The organism is Ruegeria sp. AF5 (assembly GCF_056541905.1).
Genome location: NZ_JBQFYZ010000001.1, coordinates 557,318 through 575,654, shown reverse-complemented (window position 1 = coordinate 575,654; position 18,337 = coordinate 557,318). Strand labels below are relative to the sequence as shown.

Below are 18,337 nucleotides of genomic sequence, written 5' to 3'. Positions count from 1 at the left end.
AAAATAAGGCAAGGTGAATTTTATGACGCTGAAAAACGTAGAAAAGCCAAGACAAAGGGCACCGTCCAAGCGATCTTTGGAAACCAAAGCGCGGATCATGGACGCGGCCGAAACAGTCCTTGCCGAACGCGGATTCGAAGGCGCGTCGATCCGCGATATCGCTGCGCTTGCAGGCGTTCAGGTTGGCCTTGTTCAACACCACGGCGGCAGCAAGGAGGAGCTGTTTTTTCGAGCGATCGAACGTCGTGCGGGCAAGCTGGCACAAATCAGAACCGATGCGCTGGCCAAAGCAAGAAAAGCAGGCCCGCTAACATTGCGCAGCATTCTGGACAGTTTTATCCGGCCTTATGTGGAACTGGCAGAAACAGGCGGTTCGGGATGGATGGCGTATGGGCGCCTCGTGGCGCATGTCTCGGTCGATCCCCGCTGGCGCGATATCGCGGCTGAGTGTTTCGACCCGACCGCCCGGCTTTTTATCGACGAAATCGCTGCGCTTTATCCGGATGTTGACCCTGCGCTGCTGGCCAGCGGCCAGGTCTATTCAGTTTCGGCAATGCTGGCGCATCTCAACAGTGGCTGGCGGGTCGGGGCCCTGTCGCAAGGCGGCGGAGTGTCGGAGGCGGAACGCCTGATCGATTTTTGTGCAGCCGGTATCGAAGCGATGGTTCAGGCCAGTCGCGGTTGAACGCGCGGCATTGCTATTGCTGCAAATGGTTGAACAGGATGGTGCTGAACACAGAAGGTGGTGACGTTCGGACGGCGCTGGGTGAGACAAAAAAACCGAACATCATGATCATAAGGATCAGGGCCGCTCCGGCAAGGCACGCCGCAGAAAGCTGAAAGACCGAACGAACCATTGGCTTATTCCCTGTTTATACTCAATAAAATCTGTGGTGTCTTACGCGTCACGAGAGCTTTGACAGCTCTTGTTTCAGCCTTTCATTTTCAGCCTGCAACTGCGCGAGTTGCTGGCCCAAACAGTTCAGATGCGGTCGCAGTTCGGCTTCGGTGAAACGCGGCGTGATGTGGCGCGGGCAGTTCCAGTCAAGCGCCTCAACACGTATGATCACCGCCCGCTCTGCAGGGGCTTCGGCCTCTTCTGGATACAAGCTGGCAGCGGCGGCTTGACCCTCCGTGAATTCGACACGCCCCAGGATCTTCAAACGGCGTTGATTGGCATAATCCATCAGGATCATCGCGACCCGATCGTTGCCGTCCAGATTCCCGCGCGAGATATACTGTTTGTTACCCGAAAAATCGGCATATCCGATGGTTTGCGGCCCCAGTACTTTCAGAAACCCGACCGGCCCGCCGCGATACTGCACATAAGGCCAGCCTGTTTCAGACACCGAGGATTGATAAAACCCGTCGCGCGCCTGAATGAACTGTTTTTCCGGCTCGCCGATCAAATGGCCCTGTTGCGGGCCACTTTCAATGAATTTGGCATAGGTTTTTGCCGATCCCATCCGCTCCTGATGGGCACGGACGGTAGGGGTGAAGGTCAGTTCGGAAAACGCACGCGGCACGGTATGTCCTTTCAAAGACCCAGATCAGAAAGCCCGAGATGGTCATCGGGGCGTTCACCCAATGGCCAATGGAACAAGCGGTCGCTTTCGGCTATGGGGTGATCGTTCAGCGAGGCATGCCGATGCGACATGCGCCCGTCTTCGGCAAATTCCCAATTCTCGTTGCCATAAGACCGGAACCACTGACCGCTATCGTCGTGCCACTCGTAAGCGTAACGAACGGCGATGCGATTACCGGTAAAGGCCCAGAGTTCCTTGATCAGTCGATAGTCCAGCTCCTTGTGCCATTTACGGCTTAGGAAGGCGTGAATTTCGCCATGTCCTGACAGAAATTCCGCCCGGTTACGCCACTGACTGTCATCTGTGTATGCGGGGGTGACGCGGTCGGGATCGCGGCTGTTCCAGGCGTTTTCGGCCATGCGTACTTTTTGTGTGGCAGTTTCGAACGTGAAGGGGGGAAGTGGGGGGCGGGACATGGTGCAGGGGGCTTTCAGGTCAGAGAGGCGGCAAGGATGGCCAGTGTCAGAAGAAATGGAACGTACTGAGGGGGGAATATGCTGGCGCGACGTTTCATCGGTCAAATCCTCTGGTGTACTGATCGGTTAACTTTCTAATAAGGTGTACCGATCTGTTAACTTTTGCAAGGGGAAAAGCAGAAAATTTTCCGCGCGGTTCAAGGCGAGCCATGAATTCTAATGAAAACAATGATTTGTGTTAGGCCGGTTGTACTTCATGTTTCGGGGTAATATGTACAGAACGGTACACCATGGAGCCGAATCATGCGTCCAAACAAACGGGATGAACTTGTCAGCAAAGCTCTGAAGGTTTTTTACCGCGACGGGTTTCACGCGACCGGCATGGATAAGCTGGTGGCGGAAACGGGCGTGTCGAAAACGTCGATGTACAAACATTTCCGCACCAAGGAAGACCTGATCGTAGCCGCTCTGCGCCTGCGGGATGAGAATTTTCGCGAGTGGTTCTATCGGCGCATCGAAGAGATGGCAGAAACACCGGCCGAGCAACTCATCGCTAGTTTTGATGCCTTGAAGGAATGGTTCGAGGAGGATGGGTTCCGGGGCTGCATGTTCATCAAGGCCGGGGCTGAATATCAGGATACAGATCATCCGATCCATGTGCAGGCTGCCGAACATAAGCAGCTGTTGCTGGAGCATTTCACGTCCGTCGCTGAACAAGCTAGTGCGCGTGATCCTCAGAAACTCGCCAGCCAGATCGTGTTGTTGCAGGAAGGGGCAATCGTGTCCGCGGTTTTGCTCAAGAATTGTGATCCTGCGGAAGACGCCAGGGATGCAGCACAGCAATTGCTGGCATTGGCGCTGAGTTAATTTCCTTAAAAACAAGCAGGTTCTTTTAGTTACTTAGCAAAGAAACGTTGCGTTGTTCGAAGTCGGAACGCCACGTCACGTGGATTGGCGGGAATCGGGCCGACCGTTAGGCTTTTGCGAAAGACTGTTTGGAGAGCCTTTGATGTCACTTTTCACTTCGACCGCGGCATGGGTCACCGACGAACACCGCATGTTCGCGGATATGGCTGGCCGGTTCATGGATGACGAACTGTCGCCGAATATCGAAACCTGGGTTGAAAACGGGGCCGTTGATCGCGACTTCTGGCGCAAAGCGGGTGAAACCGGCCTGATGGCTGGTGCAATCCCCGAAGAATATGGCGGCGTCGGCGGTGGTATGGGCTTTGACGCCATCACCGCGTACGAACAGGGCGCACGGGGCGACGCCGGCTGGGGCTATGGTATTCAGTCGATCGTGACCCATTATCTTACCGCTTATGGCAGCGAAGATCAAAAACGGAAATGGCTGCCCAAACTGGCTTCGGGCGAAATGGTCGGTGCACTTGCCATGACGGAACCCAGCACCGGCTCGGATGTTCAGGCTGTGCGCACAACGGCCGAGAAGGACGGAAACTCCTACCGGCTGAATGGCTCGAAAATCTTCATCACGAATGGCCAGACGGCGGATCTGATCATCGTGGCTGCCAAGACTGATAAGTCCGAGGGCGCGCGGGGTGTGTCATTGATCGTGGTCGAAACCGAAGGGGCCGAGGGGTTTCGCAGGGGGCGCAACCTCAAGAAACTGGGGATGAAGGGCAACGACACGGCCGAGCTGTTTTTCGAAGATGTCAAAGTTCCGATGACGAACCTGCTGGGGGCTGAGGAAGGTCATGGGTTTTATCAGTTGATGAAGCAACTGCCATGGGAACGGCTGAATATCGCGATCATGGCGCTGGGTTCGATCGATTTTGCCATTGCCGAAACGGTAAAGTACGTGCAGGAGCGCAAAGCGTTCGGTCAGCGGGTGATGGATTTCCAGAACACACGTTTCAAGCTTGCGGAATGCAAGACCAAGGCCGAGGTTCTGCGCAGTTTCGTCAATGACTGTATCGGCAAGCTGGAGGCAGGCGAACTGGACGCGGCAACCGCCTCGATGGCCAAATACTGGGGCTCGGAGGTGCAGAACGAAATCATGCACGAATGCCTGCAGCTGTTCGGCGGTTACGGTTTTATGATGGAGTATCCGATTGCCCGCCTCTACGCAGACGCGCGCGTGCAGATGATTTACGGCGGCACGAACGAGGTCATGAAAGAGGTGATTGCAAGGTCGCTCGACGTCTGAAGGTATCCGGGCGGCCTCTTGCCTGATGTCATCATCCCTGACGGACTATTCGCTTCTTTTGGACCTCGCAGGCCCGTGCTTGCGGGGTTTTTTCTTTGCTGACCCGACCGCAGTTGCCCACTTGCAAAGGACGTGCAGCGGTATGATGATCCGCCGAAAAGACTCAGAGGTCTGACGTGAACGATCCCGAACAAGCCCTGTGGCGGACCACATGTACCGAATTAGTCACAGCTCTGCCGCTGAGAAGTGACACAAGCGTTGATCTGGCCATCATAGGTGGCGGATATACCGGGTGTTCAGCTGCCTTGACGGCAGCCCGGTCCGGCGCTTCGGTCTGTTTGCTGGAAGCGCAGAAGATCGGATTTGGCGGGTCGGGGCGCAATGTCGGTCTGGTCAATGCCGGGCTGTGGCTGCCACCGGATGACATCCGCGCGCATATCGGTGCAGAGGCTGGCGATTGCCTGATCGATCTGCTGGGCAAGGCACCGTCGGACGTATTTTCCCTGATCGAAGAACACGGCATCACATGCGAACCCATTCGCAACGGAACCCTGCATTGCGCGCATTCCGCCTCGGGGCTGAAGAACCTGCAAACGCGCCACGCGCAGCTAAGCGGGTCCGGCGCGCCGGTAGCACTGCTATCGGTGGATCAGGCCCGTGACCGGACCGGTAGCGATGCCTTCCATGGGGCGTTGTTCGATCCTCGCGCAGGAACCATACAACCCTTGGCTTATGTCATGGGATTGGCGCGTGCCGCGTCTCAGGCCGGGGCGCAGATCCATGAACAAAGCCCGGTACAGACCCTTCGGCACGAAGGTGGGCAATGGGTATTGACGACACCGGGCGGGAACGTACGGGCGAGGTCCGTCATTCAGGCAACCAACGCCTATCACCTTGGCTTGCCAGATACTGCGCCTGCCTATGTTCCCGTTTATTACTTTCAATACGCAACGACCCCGTTGTCGCATAATCTGCGCGCCAGCATCCTGCCGCAGGCAGAAGGGTGCTGGGATACCGGGCTGATCATGACGTCCTTCCGGCTGGATCAGGCGGGGCGGATGATCATTGGCGGCATGGGCGATCTGGGGAATGCAGGACGCAGTGTGCATACCGGATGGGTCCGACGTAAACTGGCTGAGCTTTATCCTCAGCTTGCCGATCAGCCGTTTGAACAGGGTTGGCACGGGCGGATTGCCATGACCTCGGACCATATCCCGAAAATCACGCAGATTGGCCCCAACGCTCTGGCCGCGCACGGATATTCCGGCCGTGGTATTGGCCCCGGCACGGTGTTCGGTCGAATGATGGCCAAAAGTCTTCTTGCAGGTGAGCTTTCGCTTTTGCCCGTTCCTGCGGTGCATGAGCATCGCGAAAGCTGGACGCGCGTGCGCCGCGCCTTTTTTGAATCCGGCGCGGCGCTGACGCATCTGATAAAGGCGCGGATCTGAATTCAGACCGAGCGGGTGATGCCACCATCAACCCGGATATTCTGCCCGGTGATGTAGCCACCGCCTTCGGATGCCAGCAGGGCAACGACCGAGGCGACCTCGTCATAACTGCGCCCATAGCGCCCCATGGGAATGCGCGCGCGGAATTCTTCTTTTTCGGGCAGGCTGTCAATGAAACCGGGCAGGATGTTGTTCATGCGGATGTTTTCGGCAGCGTATTTGTCCGAGAACAGTTTGGTGAACGCGGCCAGCCCGGCGCGAAACACGCCTGAGGTCGGGAAAACCGGGTCAGGTTCGAATGCAGCGAAGGTTGAGATATTGATGATCGATCCACCGCCCTGCGCTTGCATGATCGGCGTCACAAGCCGCGAGGGGCGGACGGCATTCATGAAATAGACATCCATACCGGTGTGCCAATCTTCGTCCGTCAACTCAAGGATCGGGGCACGGGGGCCGTGACCAGCGGAATTGACCAGAACGTCAATACGCCCCCAATGGGCCATGGCCGCATCAACAAGCTTTTGCAGATCCTCCGTGGACTGGTTCGAGCCGGTTACACCGACGCCTCCCAACTCATGCGCCAGCGCTTCGCCCTTGCCCGAGGATGACAGAATCCCGACCTTGAAACCGTCCGCGGCCAGCCGCCTCGCGGAATCCGCGCCCATGCCGCTGCCGCCTGCTGTGATCAGTGCTACTTTCTCCATCTGACGTCTCCGTTTTGATTTGGTTTCAGGATGGCGAATGAATTGCGGTTTGACCAATCCGTTTTGTTGAGTACTCGTAACCGTGTCCCGCAGCCGAACCTGGCCTTTGTTATGCGCAGCTGACGGCTGTCTCAGGTCTGAAGGGACGCTGCGATGGCTTCTATCCGGTCGCGTAACCAGCGGTGGGCGGGGTCATTGGCCGATCTTTGATGCCAGACCATGTAGATGGACACAGGGGGACAGGCGAAGGGTAAAGGTGCGCAATCCAGCGCGGCAAGTGGGCCCTGTTTCATCAGTGCCGTATCTGTCGAGATCAGGTCGCTGCCCTGCACAAAGGCCGGGATCGCGTTGAAATGCGGCAGGGTTACAACCGCAGGATTGATCTGGCTTTGATCAACGCCGCGCATAACGGCACGGGCGTTTCGGCCATCGGCAAAGCGCACTTCGACATGGTCGCTGTGGCAATAGTCCTGCCAGCTGTCCGGGGGCGTGCGTTGCGTGGCGTCGTAGAACACCATCAGCGGGCTTTCGATCAGTCTTTTCTGGAAAATATCCGGTCCGTCGGGCGGCAGCGGGGTTAGCATCAACTGGCACCGGTCGCTGCGCAACAATTCGGGGTCGGGCACACCCGATGGGATGAATTCCAACCGCAGGCGCGCGCCTTCGGCGCGTGTGTCACGCAGCAACCATGGAAAGATCAGCTCTCGTGGCATGTCATTGGTGGCGATGCGGATGTTGATCTGTTCCGACAAAGGATCGAACGGCCGGCCGTCGGTCAGCGCGCGCATCCCGTCCAGTACCTTTTGCGCAGGCTCTTTCAGGGACAGGGCGCGTTCGGTTGGCGTCAGACCCTGACCTGAGCGAACAAACAGCGGGTCGCCCAGGACCTGCCGCAGTTTGGCCAGAGTATGACTGATCGCAGATTGCGTAACCCCCAGCCGATCTGCGGCTTTCGAGACCGAGTTTTCCTCGAGTATCGTCAAAAAAGTGCGTAGAACCTTGCCGTCGAGGTCAATGAAATCGAATTTGCTCATACCATTTATGATTAATCATGAATGGTTTTGCTGTCCATGGCGGGGTACGGGACGGGCATCAACAGGAGATATTCGATGGGGATCCGTTTATTCTCGGACAGAAACCGGCCCGTTCATATGGGCGGCTACCCGCTGGAGCGTTTGGCCCGGCAAGATGACATGCCGGATCTGTCGCTTGTGCCCGCTTTGGCCGAGCTGAGTTTCCACCGACCGGAACACCCTGACAGCATCGTCAATGCGATGGGTGAGTTTCAGGCGATGATGGACGCCATCCGCGACGGAATGGTGAACCCGGTTGCGTCCGAGATTCCATCGGACCCGCAGGAACGGGCCAACCACATAAAAGCGTTCAGCTACTTCAACGATGCGTCGATGATGGGGTGCGGTCCACTGCCATCTGACGCCCTGTTGCTTGAGGCCCGCCGCAATCCCGATATTGACCGGCTTGCCCACGCGTTGCGCACCCGTCAGACCAAAACGCTGGCATCCGGGATCGACGTCATCATGGCTGATCTGAAAGACAGTATGGAGGCTGCGCCCAAGCCGATCGACAGCCATCGGCACAGCATTGTCTTTCTTTATGAACACAACCGCGATCCCGACCCGTCCGAACCCGGCGCTGATTGGATAGTCGACGCGCAGGACCATCGCGCCTGTCTGCTGGCGACCGAGAATGCGGTGGTCATCGCCAATTACATCCGCCTTTTGGGCTTTGACGCACGGGCGCACAGCATGATGTCAACCGACGTTGATTTGGGCAAGCTGGCGGTCACCGCCGGGTTGGCTTCGGTCGAGGATGGAGAGGTTGTCGTGCCCTGGCTGGGCAAGCGCTTTGGTTTGGCCGCCGTGACGACTGACATGCCGATCGCCCATGACAAACCGCTGAAGCCTATGGCCGATCAGCCCTGGTTCCGGACGCAGGGGCCGGCATGGTGGTTGGGCACGGGCTTTGCCAAGAACGCCCTCAACCGTGACCCATATGCCAAACGGCGCTATGTGGACGGGGCCCATCCCTTCGAAAAGCTCAAACGGGTCGAAACCCCGACAACCTATATCGACGAAGAGAACGTTGCCCGCGTTCCCAAGCGCGCCGACATGTTCGCCCGCGCTCAGTTCGGCGACATGGGGAAGCCATTGCAGGACGCCGCGAAAGGCGGGTATTACGTCCGCAAGGCAGCGCCCAGCTTTGCCCAACGCCGTGCTTTGGGTGCGTTTGTACTGTTGCAGGACGGTGAAAGCGCTGACGCGCCCAAGCCATCTGACGCACAACGCAACGCAGCAAACATCAAGGCTGCGACCTATTTTCTGGGGGTCGATGCGGTGGGTCTCAGCCGCTGCCCGGAATGGGCCTGGTATTCCCATGACGCGACGGGCGAAGAAATCGTGCCGCCCCATGATCAGGCCGTCAGCATGATCATCGATCAGGGTTATGAAACGATGGAGGGTGCCAGCGGCGACGACTGGATCAGCGTCGCCCAATCGATGCGCGCCTATCTGCGATTTTCGCTGCTGGGTGGCGTGATTGCACAGCAGATCCGCAATCTTGGCTACAAGGCCAAGGCGCATACGGTGATGGATGGCGAAGTTCTGCAACCTCCGCTTTTGTTGCTGTCCGGTCTGGGCGAAGTCAGCCGGATCGGCGAAGTGATCCTGAACCCCTATCTTGGGCCGCGACTGAAATCAGGCGTGGTGACCACGGATATGCCGATCGTGCATGACAGGCCCATCGATTTCGGTCTGCAAAGCTTTTGCGAGTCTTGCAACAAATGCGCGCGCGAATGCCCATCGGGCGCGATCACGGCTGGGCCAAAGCTGATGTTCAACGGCTATGAAATCTGGAAATCCGACAGCCAGAAATGCGCGACCTACCGCGTGACCACTCCGGGAGGCGCAATGTGCGGGCGGTGCATGAAGACCTGCCCTTGGAACCTTGAGGGTATCTTCAAGGAGCGCCCGTTCCGTTGGGCCGCGATGAACATCCCCTCGGCGGCGCCTGCATTGGCCAAGCTGGATGATGCGGTTGGCAATGGCGGTTTGAACGACACCAAGAAATGGTGGTGGGATATCGAGTTGCAGCCCGACGGGGCGTATCGGCCAACAACACACCCTTTGAACCGGCGCGATCTGCAAAAGGATCTGTACCTTAGATACGAAGATCAGACATTGGCGGTCTACCCGGCCTATCTGGCCCCGCACCCCTGGCCCTATCCGTTTGCAATGGATCGCGAGGCAGGAATTGCCGCCTATGAGGCCTTGGTGACAGCCGAAGAGTACAAGGCGCGTAAAGCTGCGGGGGATATGTCGATCATTCATCGTTATCAGGTCGCAGGTGACGCGCCGGTGATGCGGGTCGCTGTGACCAAGGTCGACAAGATGACCTCGGATGTCACCAAGTATGAGTTTTCCTCCCTTGACGGTGCGCCGCTTCCTGAATGGTCCGCAGGTGCGCATCTGGATGTGCTTGTCGCGCCAGAGTTCCTGCGCCAATACTCCATGTCTGGTGACCCGTCGGAACGGGGGTCTTATCAGATCGGTGTTTTGCGCGAGGATGAAGGGCGGGGTGGCTCGGCCTTGCTGCACCGAATTTTCAACGAAGGGCGCAAGGTTTTCATCTCGAAACCGATCAACCATTTCGAACTGAAAGAAGGGGCGTCCAAAACCTTTTTGATGGGGGGTGGTATCGGTATAACCCCGATGATCGCATTTGCTCATCGCCTGCATTCATTGGGCATGGATTTCGAGTTGCACTACTCGGCCAGCACGCAGGGTGGGGCGGGGTATCTGGATGATCTGGCGGGGATGCCCTGGGCGAACCGCGTCCACTACCATTTCTCGGATGAAGGCACGCGCGCTGATCTGGATGCGATCCTGTCGGGGTATCAGCAGGGATGGCACGTCTATACATGCGGGCCTGATCGGTACATGGAAGGGGTCATGCAGGCCGCGGAACATCAGGGTTTCCCCGAAGAGGCCCGACATCTTGAGTATTTCTCGGTCCCGGAAACCCCGGACTACGAAAATCATCCATTTACCCTGAAACTCGCGCGTTCAGGTAAAACGTTGCCTGTGCCCGCAGACAAGGATGCCGCTCAGGTTCTGAACGAGGCGGGTTTTCGCGTGGATGTGAAATGCGCCGATGGTATCTGTGGTGTGTGCAAATGCGGTGTCCTTTCGGGCGAGGTCGAGCATCGGGATTTCGTACTGTCCAAAAAGCAGCGCCAAGGGGCGATGATTCTGTGCCAAAGCCGCGCTGTGGCGCCGGATGGTGTGATCGAGCTCGATCTGTAAGCATGGTCAGAAAGCGACCTTTGGACGGTGAAATTTGGTCGCTCGGCCCATGGACGTCAGGTGGGTGGTGAATTAACGTCGCCCGGAACCCAGATATCCCTGACCAACAGGTGCGAGGTAGCATTATGGATTATCACAGCCCCGCCAGCTTTGCCGAGGCTTCGGCTCTGGCCGCAAATGCGACGGGCATCACGCGCTTTCTGGCGGGCGGCACCGACGTTTTGGTGCAGCTGCGCTCGGAGTTGGTGACGCCTGATACGCTGATCGACATCAAGAAAATCAACGGTGTACACGACATCACCCGCAATGCTGATCGCAGCTGGACGTTGGGAATTGCCGCAACCGGTGCCGAAATGAGCGAACATCCCGAATTAGGTCGTGACTGGCCCGGTGTGGTCGAGGCGATGGACCTGATCGGATCAACCCAAGTGCAGGGGCGCGCAACACCGACTGGTAACCTGTGTAACGGCTCACCTGCGGCTGATTCCGTGCCCGCCATGGTCGCCGCTGGTGCGACCGTCACCGTGACCGGCCCGGACGGCACTCGCGAAGTCGCGGTCGAGGATATTCCGACCGGCCCCGGCAAAACCTCACTGGCCAAAGGCGAACTGATCTCGGCGGTCAATATCCCTGCGCGTGGTGAAAACGGCGGCGATGCCTATCTGCGGTTTATCCCCCGCACCGAAATGGACATCGCGGTGGTTGGCGTTGGTGTGAACCTGCGTCTTGACGGCGACACCATCACCGAGGCCCGCGTTTCGCTGGGCGCAGTGGCCCCGACCGTTCTGCTGGTCGAAGACTGTGCCAAGGCCATTATCGGCAGCACGCTGGATGATGCGGCCCTGGATGCGCTGGCCGCCGCCGCCTCTGTCGCCTGTAACCCGATTGACGACAAGCGCGGCACGATCGCGTTCCGTACCGAGGTCGCAGGCGTTCTGGCCAAGCGCGCCGCGAAAATTGCCTATGCCCGCGCGAAGGGAGAAAACGCATGAAAAAGCTCCACGTAACCACCACCGTGAATGGCGATGCGGTCGAATACCTGTGTGATCCGCGTGAAACCCTGCTGGATTGTCTGCGTGACAAGCTGAACCTGACAGGCGCGAAAGAGGGGTGTGGCACCGGCGATTGCGGCGCATGCTCGGTCACCGTTGATGGCCGCCTGGTCTGTTCATGCCTGATGCTGGGTGTGGAGGCCGAGGGTAAGCAGATCGAAACCGTCGAAGGCATTGCCGACGGTGATATTCTACATCCGCTGCAAAAGAAGATGATCGAATACGCCGCCCTGCAATGCGGCATCTGCACGCCGGGCATTCTGGTGGCGGCCAAGTCTCTGCTGGAGAAAAACCCGAACCCGACCGAGGAAGAAACGCGGTATTGGCTGGCAGGCAACCTCTGCCGTTGTACTGGATATGACAAGATCATTCGCGCCGTGATGGATACGGCGGCTGAGATGCGGGAGGCGTCGTAATGGCTCTGGACGATCGTAAATCAGATTTCACTTTTGTCGGCACCCGCCCCAACCGCCCGGACGGTCTGGACAAGGTGACAGGTCGCGCCAAATTTGGTGCGGATGCCTACGCCCCGGGAATGCTGCATGGCGCGATTCTGCGCTCACCTCATGCGCATGCGCGGATTGTGAAGATCGACGCGTCGAAAGCCGAGGCACATAAGGATGTCAAAGCTGTTGTAACGCGTGCCGACTTTGCTGACGTGCCGTTCAAACCCGGTCTGGAAGGTGAATTTTATAATGTTCTGGAAAACGTTATGGCCGGTGAGAAAGCGCTATATGACGGGCACGCGGTTGCAGCGGTTGCAGCGACTTCGGCATTGGCGGCTCGTGACGCGCTTAAGCTGATCGAGGTCGAGTACGAAGTTCTGCCCCACGTCACCGATGTGGATAAGGCGATGGCACCGGATGCGCCCGTGATCCGCGAAGGGGCGGCGGATTATTCCGTGCCGGAAGGAATGCACCCGAACGTTGTCCGCTATCATGAAAGCGGTCACGGCGATGTCGAGGCCGGATTTGCCGAAGCTGATCTGATCATCGAAGATAGTTTCGTCACCGAAGCGACGCATCAGGGCTATATCGAACCGCACGCCTGTCTGGCCATATTGGGTAATGACGGCAAGGGTGAGTTGTGGTGCACGACACAAGGGCATTGGATTGCGCAGAAAACCTGTGCCGCGCTTCTGGGAATTGAAACCTCGCAGTTGCGCGTCACTGCGTCTGAGATTGGCGGAGGGTTTGGCGGTAAGACAACCGTTTTCATCGAACCCGTCGCACTAGCGCTCAGCCGTAAGGCCAATCGCCCGGTCAAGCTTGTGATGACCCGGTCCGAGGTGTTCCGGGCCACTGGTCCGACTTCGTCTGCCTCGATGGACGTCAAGATCGGCATGAAGAAAGACGGCACGATCTCGGCGGCCCAGGGTGTTTTCCGCTTGCAGGGCGGGGCCTTTCCCGGTGCGCCGGGCGACATGACAGCCATGTGTGCCTTTGCGCCGTACAACCTGACCAACGTCAAGCAGATCGGCTATGACGTTATGTCCAACCGCCCAAAGCAGGCAGCGTACCGCGCGCCGGGTGCACCAATGGGCGCCTTTGCAGTCGAGTCCGTGATTGACGAGTTGTGCAACAAGCTGGGTCTCGACCCCGTTGAGGTGCGCCTGAAGAACGCCGCGCATGAGGGCACGAAAGCCAGCTATGGACCTACCTACGAGCGCATCGGTCTTGTCGAAACGCTGGAGGCAGCCAAGGCGCATCCTCATTATTCAGCTCCGCTGAAGCCGGGGCAGGGGCGCGGTATTTCCTGTGGCTTCTGGTTTAACCATGGTGGCGAGACCAGCGTTTCGCTTGCCTTGTCCGAGGATGGCTCGGCTCAGGTGATGGTCGGAACGCCTGATATCGGTGGCTCGCGCGCGTCGATGGCCCTGATGGCGGCCGAGGTTCTGGGCATCCCGTATGAAAACATCCGGGTGACCATCGCCGATACGGCTACACTGGGCTACAATGACGTAAGCCATGGCTCTCGCGTGACCTACGCGTCAGGGCTGGCGACGATCAAAGCAGCGAGACATGCGGTCGAGAAACTGTGCGAACGGGCCGCGGCCAAATGGGGCATCCCGGTTGATGCGGTGAAATGGGAAAACGGCTGTGCGGTGCCCTCAGGCCCGAATGCAGGCGATTTCGATCCGATGCCGCTGGCCGATATCACCGCTGATATGGGCCGCACCGGTGGTCCAATCTCGGGCCATTTCGAGGCAACCCCCGAAGGGGCCGGCGTGTCTTTTGGTACCCATATTGTCGATGCCGAGGTTGACCCGGAAACCGGTAAGACCAGTGTGACCCGCTATACGGTCATTCAGGACGCGGGCAAGGCGATCCATCCGACCTATGTCGAAGGCCAGTATCAGGGCGGTGCCGCGCAAGGTATCGGCTGGGCCCTGAACGAGGAATATATCTACGGCGAAGACGGTCGCTTGCAGAATTCGATCTTTCTCGACTACCGCATCCCGGTGGCCAGTGACCTGCCGATGATCGACACCGTGATCGTCGAGGTTCCGAATCCGGGCCACCCGTTTGGCGTTCGCGGTGTGGGCGAAACGGGTATCGTGCCGCCACTGGCCGCCATTGCCAACGCTGTGTCCAACGCGGCTGGCGTGCGGATGAAGCGGTTGCCGATGTCGCCGCCACGCATTCTGGCCGCTCTCAAGGACAATGGTTGAGGTTCACCTCTGGTCCGGCCTCCGGTCACTGACCGGGGGCCAGCAGGTGGTTGAGGTCGAGGCCAAAACCACTGGCGAGTTGCTGCGCGCGCTCGTGCGTGCGCATCCGCAGCTTCAGGCGCCCATCGACGCTGGCGTGTCTATCGCTGTCGACGGGCGCGTGATCGCGACCGGACTGACCGAACCGATTCCCGAAGGCAGTGAAGTCTATCTGATGCAAAGGCTGAGGGGCGGTTAAGCGTCAGGCGACCAAGGCTCGCGCCCGACCATTCGGTCTGCCTCGGCCGTGATATCGTTCATATGCTGCTCAAGGCTTTGGCGCAGGGTTTCGATTTCGTCTTCACTTGCTTTGCGCGGAACCGTTTCTGTCCATTCCCGGCACAGAAACACCCCCCCGTTACCCCATGGGCGGGGCATCAATAGATGATCCCATGTTCCTGCTTCGCGCCCATGTTTCGCTGAAAAGGTAATTCCAAACACGCGTTTGCCTGATGTGCGCGCCCAAACCAGCGGAACCGTTGACAAAACCCGCTCTGGCCCACGGGGTCCGTCCGCCGCTATGCCAATGGATATTCCCTGTTTCATCTTTCCAAGCACTTCGCGTGATAACGCCACGTGGCGCTGATGACTGGACATGGCAATCGTGTCCATTCCGAACAGCTTTTGCACGCGACCCACCATGCTGCCAGCCCGCGCAGACGATGTAATCGAACAGATGCGCCCCTTGTCGAGTGGGAAGAAATAGGGCGACTGCGCCAGCCGTTGATGCCAGAGAACAACGATGACCGGCTCACCCTGTTCGGCCAACTGGTCCAGCTCTTCATAGCCGATGCGCTGCCAGCGTGTATTGCGGTGTACCAGCCGAATATAGTTTGCAATCCGACGCGCCACCCAGTTTAGCACAGCTTCGCTGTCTGCAATCTTCTTTCGGAGGTTCACGCCGGGTTCCTTCTGCTAACCGGTCCTTGTCTTAGCGCACCACGCGGTTTGCGCAACTTGTTTGTCCGGGCATTTCGTGGCTCGGAATCTGAAAAAGCCTCTTGAGTCCGCCGCGCGGCTGGCATATCTGGGGCTCACTACAGGGGTATAGCTCAGTTGGTAGAGCGACGGTCTCCAAAACCGTAGGTCGCGGGTTCGAACCCTGCTGCCCCTGCCATTGAAATTGTCCGAATACTAAGTTGTGATTTCCAAGGATGAACGGGTTTCAGCCTTTGAGTTCGCTATACCTGTCTTCAGCTATTTCGCGCTTGGATCAATACTAGTCGCAGCATTGGCTTCGACAACACTGCTACAATGACGCGAGGCCATCGTGACCTGTTATTATCTTTTGTTGGCACCTGTTTTTTCGTGCGGGCGTACCGCATCCAGTTTTTCAGCCCACATATTCTGATATTCTTGAAACACCGCTGGTTTGTCTGAGTGGAGCGCCATCAATGCACACGCGGCCCACATAGCGACATCGTAATCCGAGTCGGTCTTTTTCAGTAATTGCGCATTCAGTGCAGCGGCTTCTGATGTCGAAGGTTTATGCATTGCCATCGGACCCCTTGTGCCAACTGATACTGTTATTTGCAATCGTCCTGTCACGGACATTCACCAAAACCGACAGGTATCATTATGTGGGTAGAACAGTGAATGGGCTGGAAACAAGGCGTTAACGTGTCGTTAACTTTTTGCTGGGGTTCTTGTCCATAAGAGTGTTCATGTGACCGGTTCAAAGGTGAACTAAATCACAGACCAATCACTAGAATCCCGCTTTACTTACAACTGTTACGAGTTGGCGCTCACGTTCGGTACATGACGCTGTTTTGTTTTTCCCTCCTGTGGCCGGGTCGCGCTTGTGGTTGAGCGCGCCCTTCCTATGTCTGAATAACTAGGTTGCCGCCGATGCCGGTTCTGAGGCGGTAATCGAGGTTTCCTTGGGTGGGCGATTGACTTATTGTCCGGCCACGACGCAATCAGCCGGATGAGGATATATGTCGCGTTTTGATGGATATTTTCTGCGGCAATTGCTGGTTTTATTCGGCTTCTTCACCCTTGTCCTGGTGGGTGTGTTCTGGATCACCCGTTCCGTCAGCCTGTTTGACAAAGTCATCAGCGGTGGCCAGTCCGCTATGGTGTTTCTTGAATTCACCGCGCTTACCCTGCCAACGCTTGTTCGTACGGTTATGCCGATGGCGGTATTTGCGGCTGCTGTCTATGCGACCAATAGATTGAGTCGCGAAAGCGAGATGACAGTGATGTTGGCAACCGGGTCAAGCCCGTGGCGACTGGCGCGTGCCGTGGTTTTGTTCGGTGTGATCACCGGTCTGATGATGGCCGCCATCAGCGTGTTCCTGCGCCCGGCCTCGGTCCAACAACTGGAATTCCGGCAAGCCGAAGTTGCAGGAGATGTGACAGCGCAGTTGTTGAATGAAGGTGAATTTCTGCACCCCGCCGAAGACGTTACGGTTTACATCGGGGGCATCGATCTGGACGGTACGTTGCACGAGGTGTTCGTATCGGATCGCCGCGACCCGGAAAACGCGGTCAGCTATTCCAGCGTGACCGCCTATCTGGTCAACAACGACGCAGGAATTCATCTGGTGATGGTCGACGGGGTAGCGCTGCGCCTGAACAAGGTGGGCAGGGTTCTGTCCTCGACCCTGTTTCAGGACGCATCATACGACATCTCTGAGCTGACGAACACAAGCCCAATGGCGCATCGCAGCCTCGAAGCCATTCCGACATCTGATCTGATCTTCGACCGTGATGCGATCTCAAAAACCGAAGGGTTCAGCCAGGGTAAGTTGATCGAAGAATTGCACCAGCGTTTTTCCTGGATAGTTATTTGCATTGCGGTGTCGCTGGCGGGGTATTCGACCCTGATGCTGGGCAGCTTTTCACGGTTTGGATTGTGGCCTCAGATTTTGGGTGCATTTACCATACTTGTACTGCTTGAAGGCGTTCGCGGGTTTGTGTCCCCGGTTGTGATTGATGACCCGAGGCTTTGGGCGCTGCTTTACCTTCCCGCCATAATGGGTGTGCTGATTTCGTGCTGTTTTCTGCTTGTCGCAGGTCGTCCGCTTTTGCGGAAACGTGCGCGCGGGTCCGAGGTCATCCCAACACCCGCTTGATTTCAGGTTCGAAGTTCTTCCAGACAACAACGAATGTCGTCGAATTCTTCGCGATCACCACGGGCGACCAGATACATTGGCAGCCGCAGGCTCACACTGTCCTCGACCGGTTCGAGTGCACCCGAAGCCAGATGTTGCGAAGTAACGTAATCGGGGAAGTAGCCGCATCCGCCTCTTTGCAGGACATAACGTAGTGCCATCATGCAATTACCCAGAAACAAGGTCTGCCCCGAGGCGCGTCGCACAGCCGATCTGATGTGATCTTGGTAAATCTCTCCAAGTTCAAGGTTGACGAAGACCAAATCGTTTTCTGCTGTTGCTGCTTGCGGGGTTCTGACCAGGGTTAGAAGCTCCGGTTCCAGCTCGTGATAGGTGACGCGTCGGTCTGATGGCGTTTCATGCGTGATCGCCACGTCCAGCACATGGGTCGCAACAGCTTCAACCATGTTCAGATCGTGGTCGTAATTCAGTGTCAGCAGCAGTTTGTCAAAGCGCTGTTCAAACCGAACAGCCAGATCCACAAGCAAAGGGTCCCAGATGCTGAGCTGACTACCCAACCGAAGCGCTGGACGGTTCTGTGTCTGCAACGGTAAATCCCGCGACGCGAAGGCCCAAAGGGATAGTATTTGTTCTGCATACGGTTTGAATTGTTGGCCAAACTCGGTCAGCGAAGTGCCACCGGCTCCGCGGGTGAATAGTGGTCTGCCGGTTTCTTCTTCGATCAGATGAATGCGCGCGCTGACGGCCGTTTGAGTTACATTCAGCTTACGGGCAGCGGCATGAAAACCACCTGTCTCCGCCACACATAGAAAGGTTTCCAAAGCTTTGGTTCGCATACCGAGAGTATTTTTTGAT

At 57.5% G+C, this 18,337-nt stretch carries 17 protein-coding genes and 1 tRNA gene; 11 read left to right on the top strand and 7 right to left on the bottom strand.

Annotation, left to right across the window (positions count from 1 at the left end):
- Window positions 1-22 precede the first annotated feature (22 nt).
- Window positions 23-685: a TetR/AcrR family transcriptional regulator gene (locus ACR0DS_RS02830; RefSeq protein ID WP_480557728.1), complete on the top strand. Its 663-nt coding sequence runs from the start codon at window positions 23-25 to the stop codon at window positions 683-685.
- Window positions 686-905: 220 nt separating this feature from the next.
- Here ACR0DS_RS02830 and ACR0DS_RS02825 read toward each other — a convergent pair whose 3' ends face one another.
- Both ACR0DS_RS02825 and ACR0DS_RS02820 read right to left on the bottom strand, forming a co-directional pair.
- Window positions 906-1,526 (bottom strand): pyridoxamine 5'-phosphate oxidase family protein, encoded by a 621-nt coding sequence (locus tag ACR0DS_RS02825; protein ID WP_480557726.1) that lies wholly within the window; start codon window positions 1,524-1,526, stop codon window positions 906-908.
- 11 nt (window positions 1,527-1,537) lie between these two features.
- Window positions 1,538-2,002, bottom strand: a complete 465-nt coding sequence (locus tag ACR0DS_RS02820; RefSeq protein ID WP_480475610.1) for a nuclear transport factor 2 family protein — start codon at window positions 2,000-2,002, stop codon at window positions 1,538-1,540.
- Between the two features lie 303 nt (window positions 2,003-2,305).
- Here ACR0DS_RS02820 and ACR0DS_RS02815 point away from each other — a divergent pair, with 303 nt between their 5' ends.
- The 3 genes from ACR0DS_RS02815 (at window position 2,306) to ACR0DS_RS02805 (ending at window position 5,617) form a co-directional block, all read left to right on the top strand.
- Window positions 2,306-2,869: a TetR/AcrR family transcriptional regulator gene (locus ACR0DS_RS02815; RefSeq protein WP_480493663.1), complete on the top strand. Its 564-nt coding sequence runs from the start codon at window positions 2,306-2,308 to the stop codon at window positions 2,867-2,869.
- Between the two features lie 142 nt (window positions 2,870-3,011).
- Window positions 3,012-4,169 (top strand): acyl-CoA dehydrogenase family protein, encoded by a 1,158-nt coding sequence (locus tag ACR0DS_RS02810; RefSeq protein ID WP_480493665.1) that lies wholly within the window; start codon window positions 3,012-3,014, stop codon window positions 4,167-4,169.
- Between the two features lie 176 nt (window positions 4,170-4,345).
- Window positions 4,346-5,617 carry an NAD(P)/FAD-dependent oxidoreductase gene (locus tag ACR0DS_RS02805; protein ID WP_480557724.1) on the top strand — a complete coding sequence of 424 codons (1,272 nt, stop codon included), beginning with the start codon at window positions 4,346-4,348 and terminating at the stop codon, window positions 5,615-5,617.
- Window positions 5,618-5,619: 2 nt separating this feature from the next.
- Here ACR0DS_RS02805 and ACR0DS_RS02800 read toward each other — a convergent pair whose 3' ends face one another.
- On the bottom strand, window positions 5,620-6,321 hold the full coding sequence (locus ACR0DS_RS02800) for an SDR family oxidoreductase (protein ID WP_480482134.1): 702 nt from the start codon (window positions 6,319-6,321) through the stop codon (window positions 5,620-5,622).
- 131 nt (window positions 6,322-6,452) lie between these two features.
- On the bottom strand, window positions 6,453-7,355 hold the full coding sequence (locus tag ACR0DS_RS02795; protein ID WP_480482132.1) for a LysR family transcriptional regulator: 903 nt from the start codon (window positions 7,353-7,355) through the stop codon (window positions 6,453-6,455).
- Window positions 7,356-7,430: 75 nt separating this feature from the next.
- Here ACR0DS_RS02795 and ACR0DS_RS02790 point away from each other — a divergent pair, with 75 nt between their 5' ends.
- From ACR0DS_RS02790 to ACR0DS_RS02770, 5 genes are all read left to right on the top strand, one after another.
- Window positions 7,431-10,643, top strand: coding sequence for a reductive dehalogenase (locus ACR0DS_RS02790; RefSeq protein ID WP_480557722.1), 3,213 nt, complete (start codon window positions 7,431-7,433; stop codon window positions 10,641-10,643).
- A 125-nt stretch (window positions 10,644-10,768) separates the two neighbouring features.
- Window positions 10,769-11,635, top strand: coding sequence for an FAD binding domain-containing protein (locus tag ACR0DS_RS02785; protein WP_480557720.1), 867 nt, complete (start codon window positions 10,769-10,771; stop codon window positions 11,633-11,635).
- Window positions 11,632-12,111: a (2Fe-2S)-binding protein gene (locus ACR0DS_RS02780; protein ID WP_209597982.1), complete on the top strand. Its 480-nt coding sequence runs from the start codon at window positions 11,632-11,634 to the stop codon at window positions 12,109-12,111. Before ACR0DS_RS02785 ends, ACR0DS_RS02780 begins: the two co-directional genes overlap by 4 nt.
- The gene (locus ACR0DS_RS02775; RefSeq protein WP_480557718.1) at window positions 12,111-14,366 is read left to right on the top strand and encodes a xanthine dehydrogenase family protein molybdopterin-binding subunit; all 2,256 of its coding nucleotides are present in this window, start codon (window positions 12,111-12,113) and stop codon (window positions 14,364-14,366) included. Before ACR0DS_RS02780 ends, ACR0DS_RS02775 begins: the two co-directional genes overlap by 1 nt.
- A complete protein-coding gene (locus ACR0DS_RS02770) occupies window positions 14,359-14,604 on the top strand; it encodes a MoaD/ThiS family protein (RefSeq protein ID WP_170346142.1) in 246 nt (81 codons plus the stop codon). The genes ACR0DS_RS02775 and ACR0DS_RS02770 overlap by 8 nt, the downstream gene beginning before the upstream one ends.
- On the opposite strand, the gene ACR0DS_RS02765 is transcribed toward ACR0DS_RS02770, so the two are convergent.
- Window positions 14,601-15,305: a lysophospholipid acyltransferase family protein gene (locus ACR0DS_RS02765; protein ID WP_480546113.1), complete on the bottom strand. Its 705-nt coding sequence runs from the start codon at window positions 15,303-15,305 to the stop codon at window positions 14,601-14,603. The two genes, ACR0DS_RS02770 and ACR0DS_RS02765, sit on opposite strands and share 4 nt — an antisense overlap.
- Before the next feature lie 141 nt (window positions 15,306-15,446).
- Between ACR0DS_RS02765 and ACR0DS_RS02760 the strand changes: the two genes are divergently transcribed.
- A tRNA-Trp gene (locus tag ACR0DS_RS02760) sits at window positions 15,447-15,522 on the top strand.
- A gap of 164 nt (window positions 15,523-15,686) precedes the next feature.
- Here the strand turns inward: ACR0DS_RS02760 and ACR0DS_RS02755 are convergent.
- A complete protein-coding gene (locus ACR0DS_RS02755) occupies window positions 15,687-15,905 on the bottom strand; it encodes a hypothetical protein (RefSeq protein WP_480487675.1) in 219 nt (72 codons plus the stop codon).
- A 437-nt stretch (window positions 15,906-16,342) separates the two neighbouring features.
- Here ACR0DS_RS02755 and lptF point away from each other — a divergent pair, with 437 nt between their 5' ends.
- Window positions 16,343-17,482, top strand: coding sequence for an LPS export ABC transporter permease LptF (lptF, locus tag ACR0DS_RS02750; protein ID WP_480482120.1), 1,140 nt, complete (start codon window positions 16,343-16,345; stop codon window positions 17,480-17,482).
- 2 nt (window positions 17,483-17,484) lie between these two features.
- Here the strand turns inward: lptF and ACR0DS_RS02745 are convergent, their stop codons facing one another.
- A complete protein-coding gene (locus ACR0DS_RS02745; RefSeq protein WP_480482118.1) occupies window positions 17,485-18,318 on the bottom strand; it encodes a LysR family transcriptional regulator in 834 nt (277 codons plus the stop codon).
- Window positions 18,319-18,337 lie beyond the last annotated feature (19 nt).

Bases quoted from the DNA above. Each gene is read 5' to 3' on its own strand.
- ACR0DS_RS02745 (WP_480482118.1), bottom strand. From the start codon at position 18,318: ATGCGAACCAAAGCTTTGGAAACCTTTCTATGTGTGGCGGAGACAGGT.
- ACR0DS_RS02780 (WP_209597982.1), top strand. From the start codon at position 11,632: ATGAAAAAGCTCCACGTAACCACCACCGTGAATGGCGATGCGGTCGAA.
- ACR0DS_RS02785 (WP_480557720.1), top strand. From the start codon at position 10,769: ATGGATTATCACAGCCCCGCCAGCTTTGCCGAGGCTTCGGCTCTGGCC.
- ACR0DS_RS02755 (WP_480487675.1), bottom strand. From the start codon at position 15,905: ATGGCAATGCATAAACCTTCGACATCAGAAGCCGCTGCACTGAATGCG.
- ACR0DS_RS02810 (WP_480493665.1), top strand. From the start codon at position 3,012: ATGTCACTTTTCACTTCGACCGCGGCATGGGTCACCGACGAACACCGC.
- ACR0DS_RS02830 (WP_480557728.1), top strand. From the start codon at position 23: ATGACGCTGAAAAACGTAGAAAAGCCAAGACAAAGGGCACCGTCCAAG.
- ACR0DS_RS02770 (WP_170346142.1), top strand. From the start codon at position 14,359: ATGGTTGAGGTTCACCTCTGGTCCGGCCTCCGGTCACTGACCGGGGGC.
- ACR0DS_RS02795 (WP_480482132.1), bottom strand. From the start codon at position 7,355: ATGAGCAAATTCGATTTCATTGACCTCGACGGCAAGGTTCTACGCACT.
- ACR0DS_RS02815 (WP_480493663.1), top strand. From the start codon at position 2,306: ATGCGTCCAAACAAACGGGATGAACTTGTCAGCAAAGCTCTGAAGGTT.
- ACR0DS_RS02820 (WP_480475610.1), bottom strand. From the start codon at position 2,002: ATGTCCCGCCCCCCACTTCCCCCCTTCACGTTCGAAACTGCCACACAA.
- ACR0DS_RS02775 (WP_480557718.1), top strand. From the start codon at position 12,111: ATGGCTCTGGACGATCGTAAATCAGATTTCACTTTTGTCGGCACCCGC.
- ACR0DS_RS02790 (WP_480557722.1), top strand. From the start codon at position 7,431: ATGGGGATCCGTTTATTCTCGGACAGAAACCGGCCCGTTCATATGGGC.
- ACR0DS_RS02800 (WP_480482134.1), bottom strand. From the start codon at position 6,321: ATGGAGAAAGTAGCACTGATCACAGCAGGCGGCAGCGGCATGGGCGCG.
- lptF (WP_480482120.1), top strand. From the start codon at position 16,343: ATGTCGCGTTTTGATGGATATTTTCTGCGGCAATTGCTGGTTTTATTC.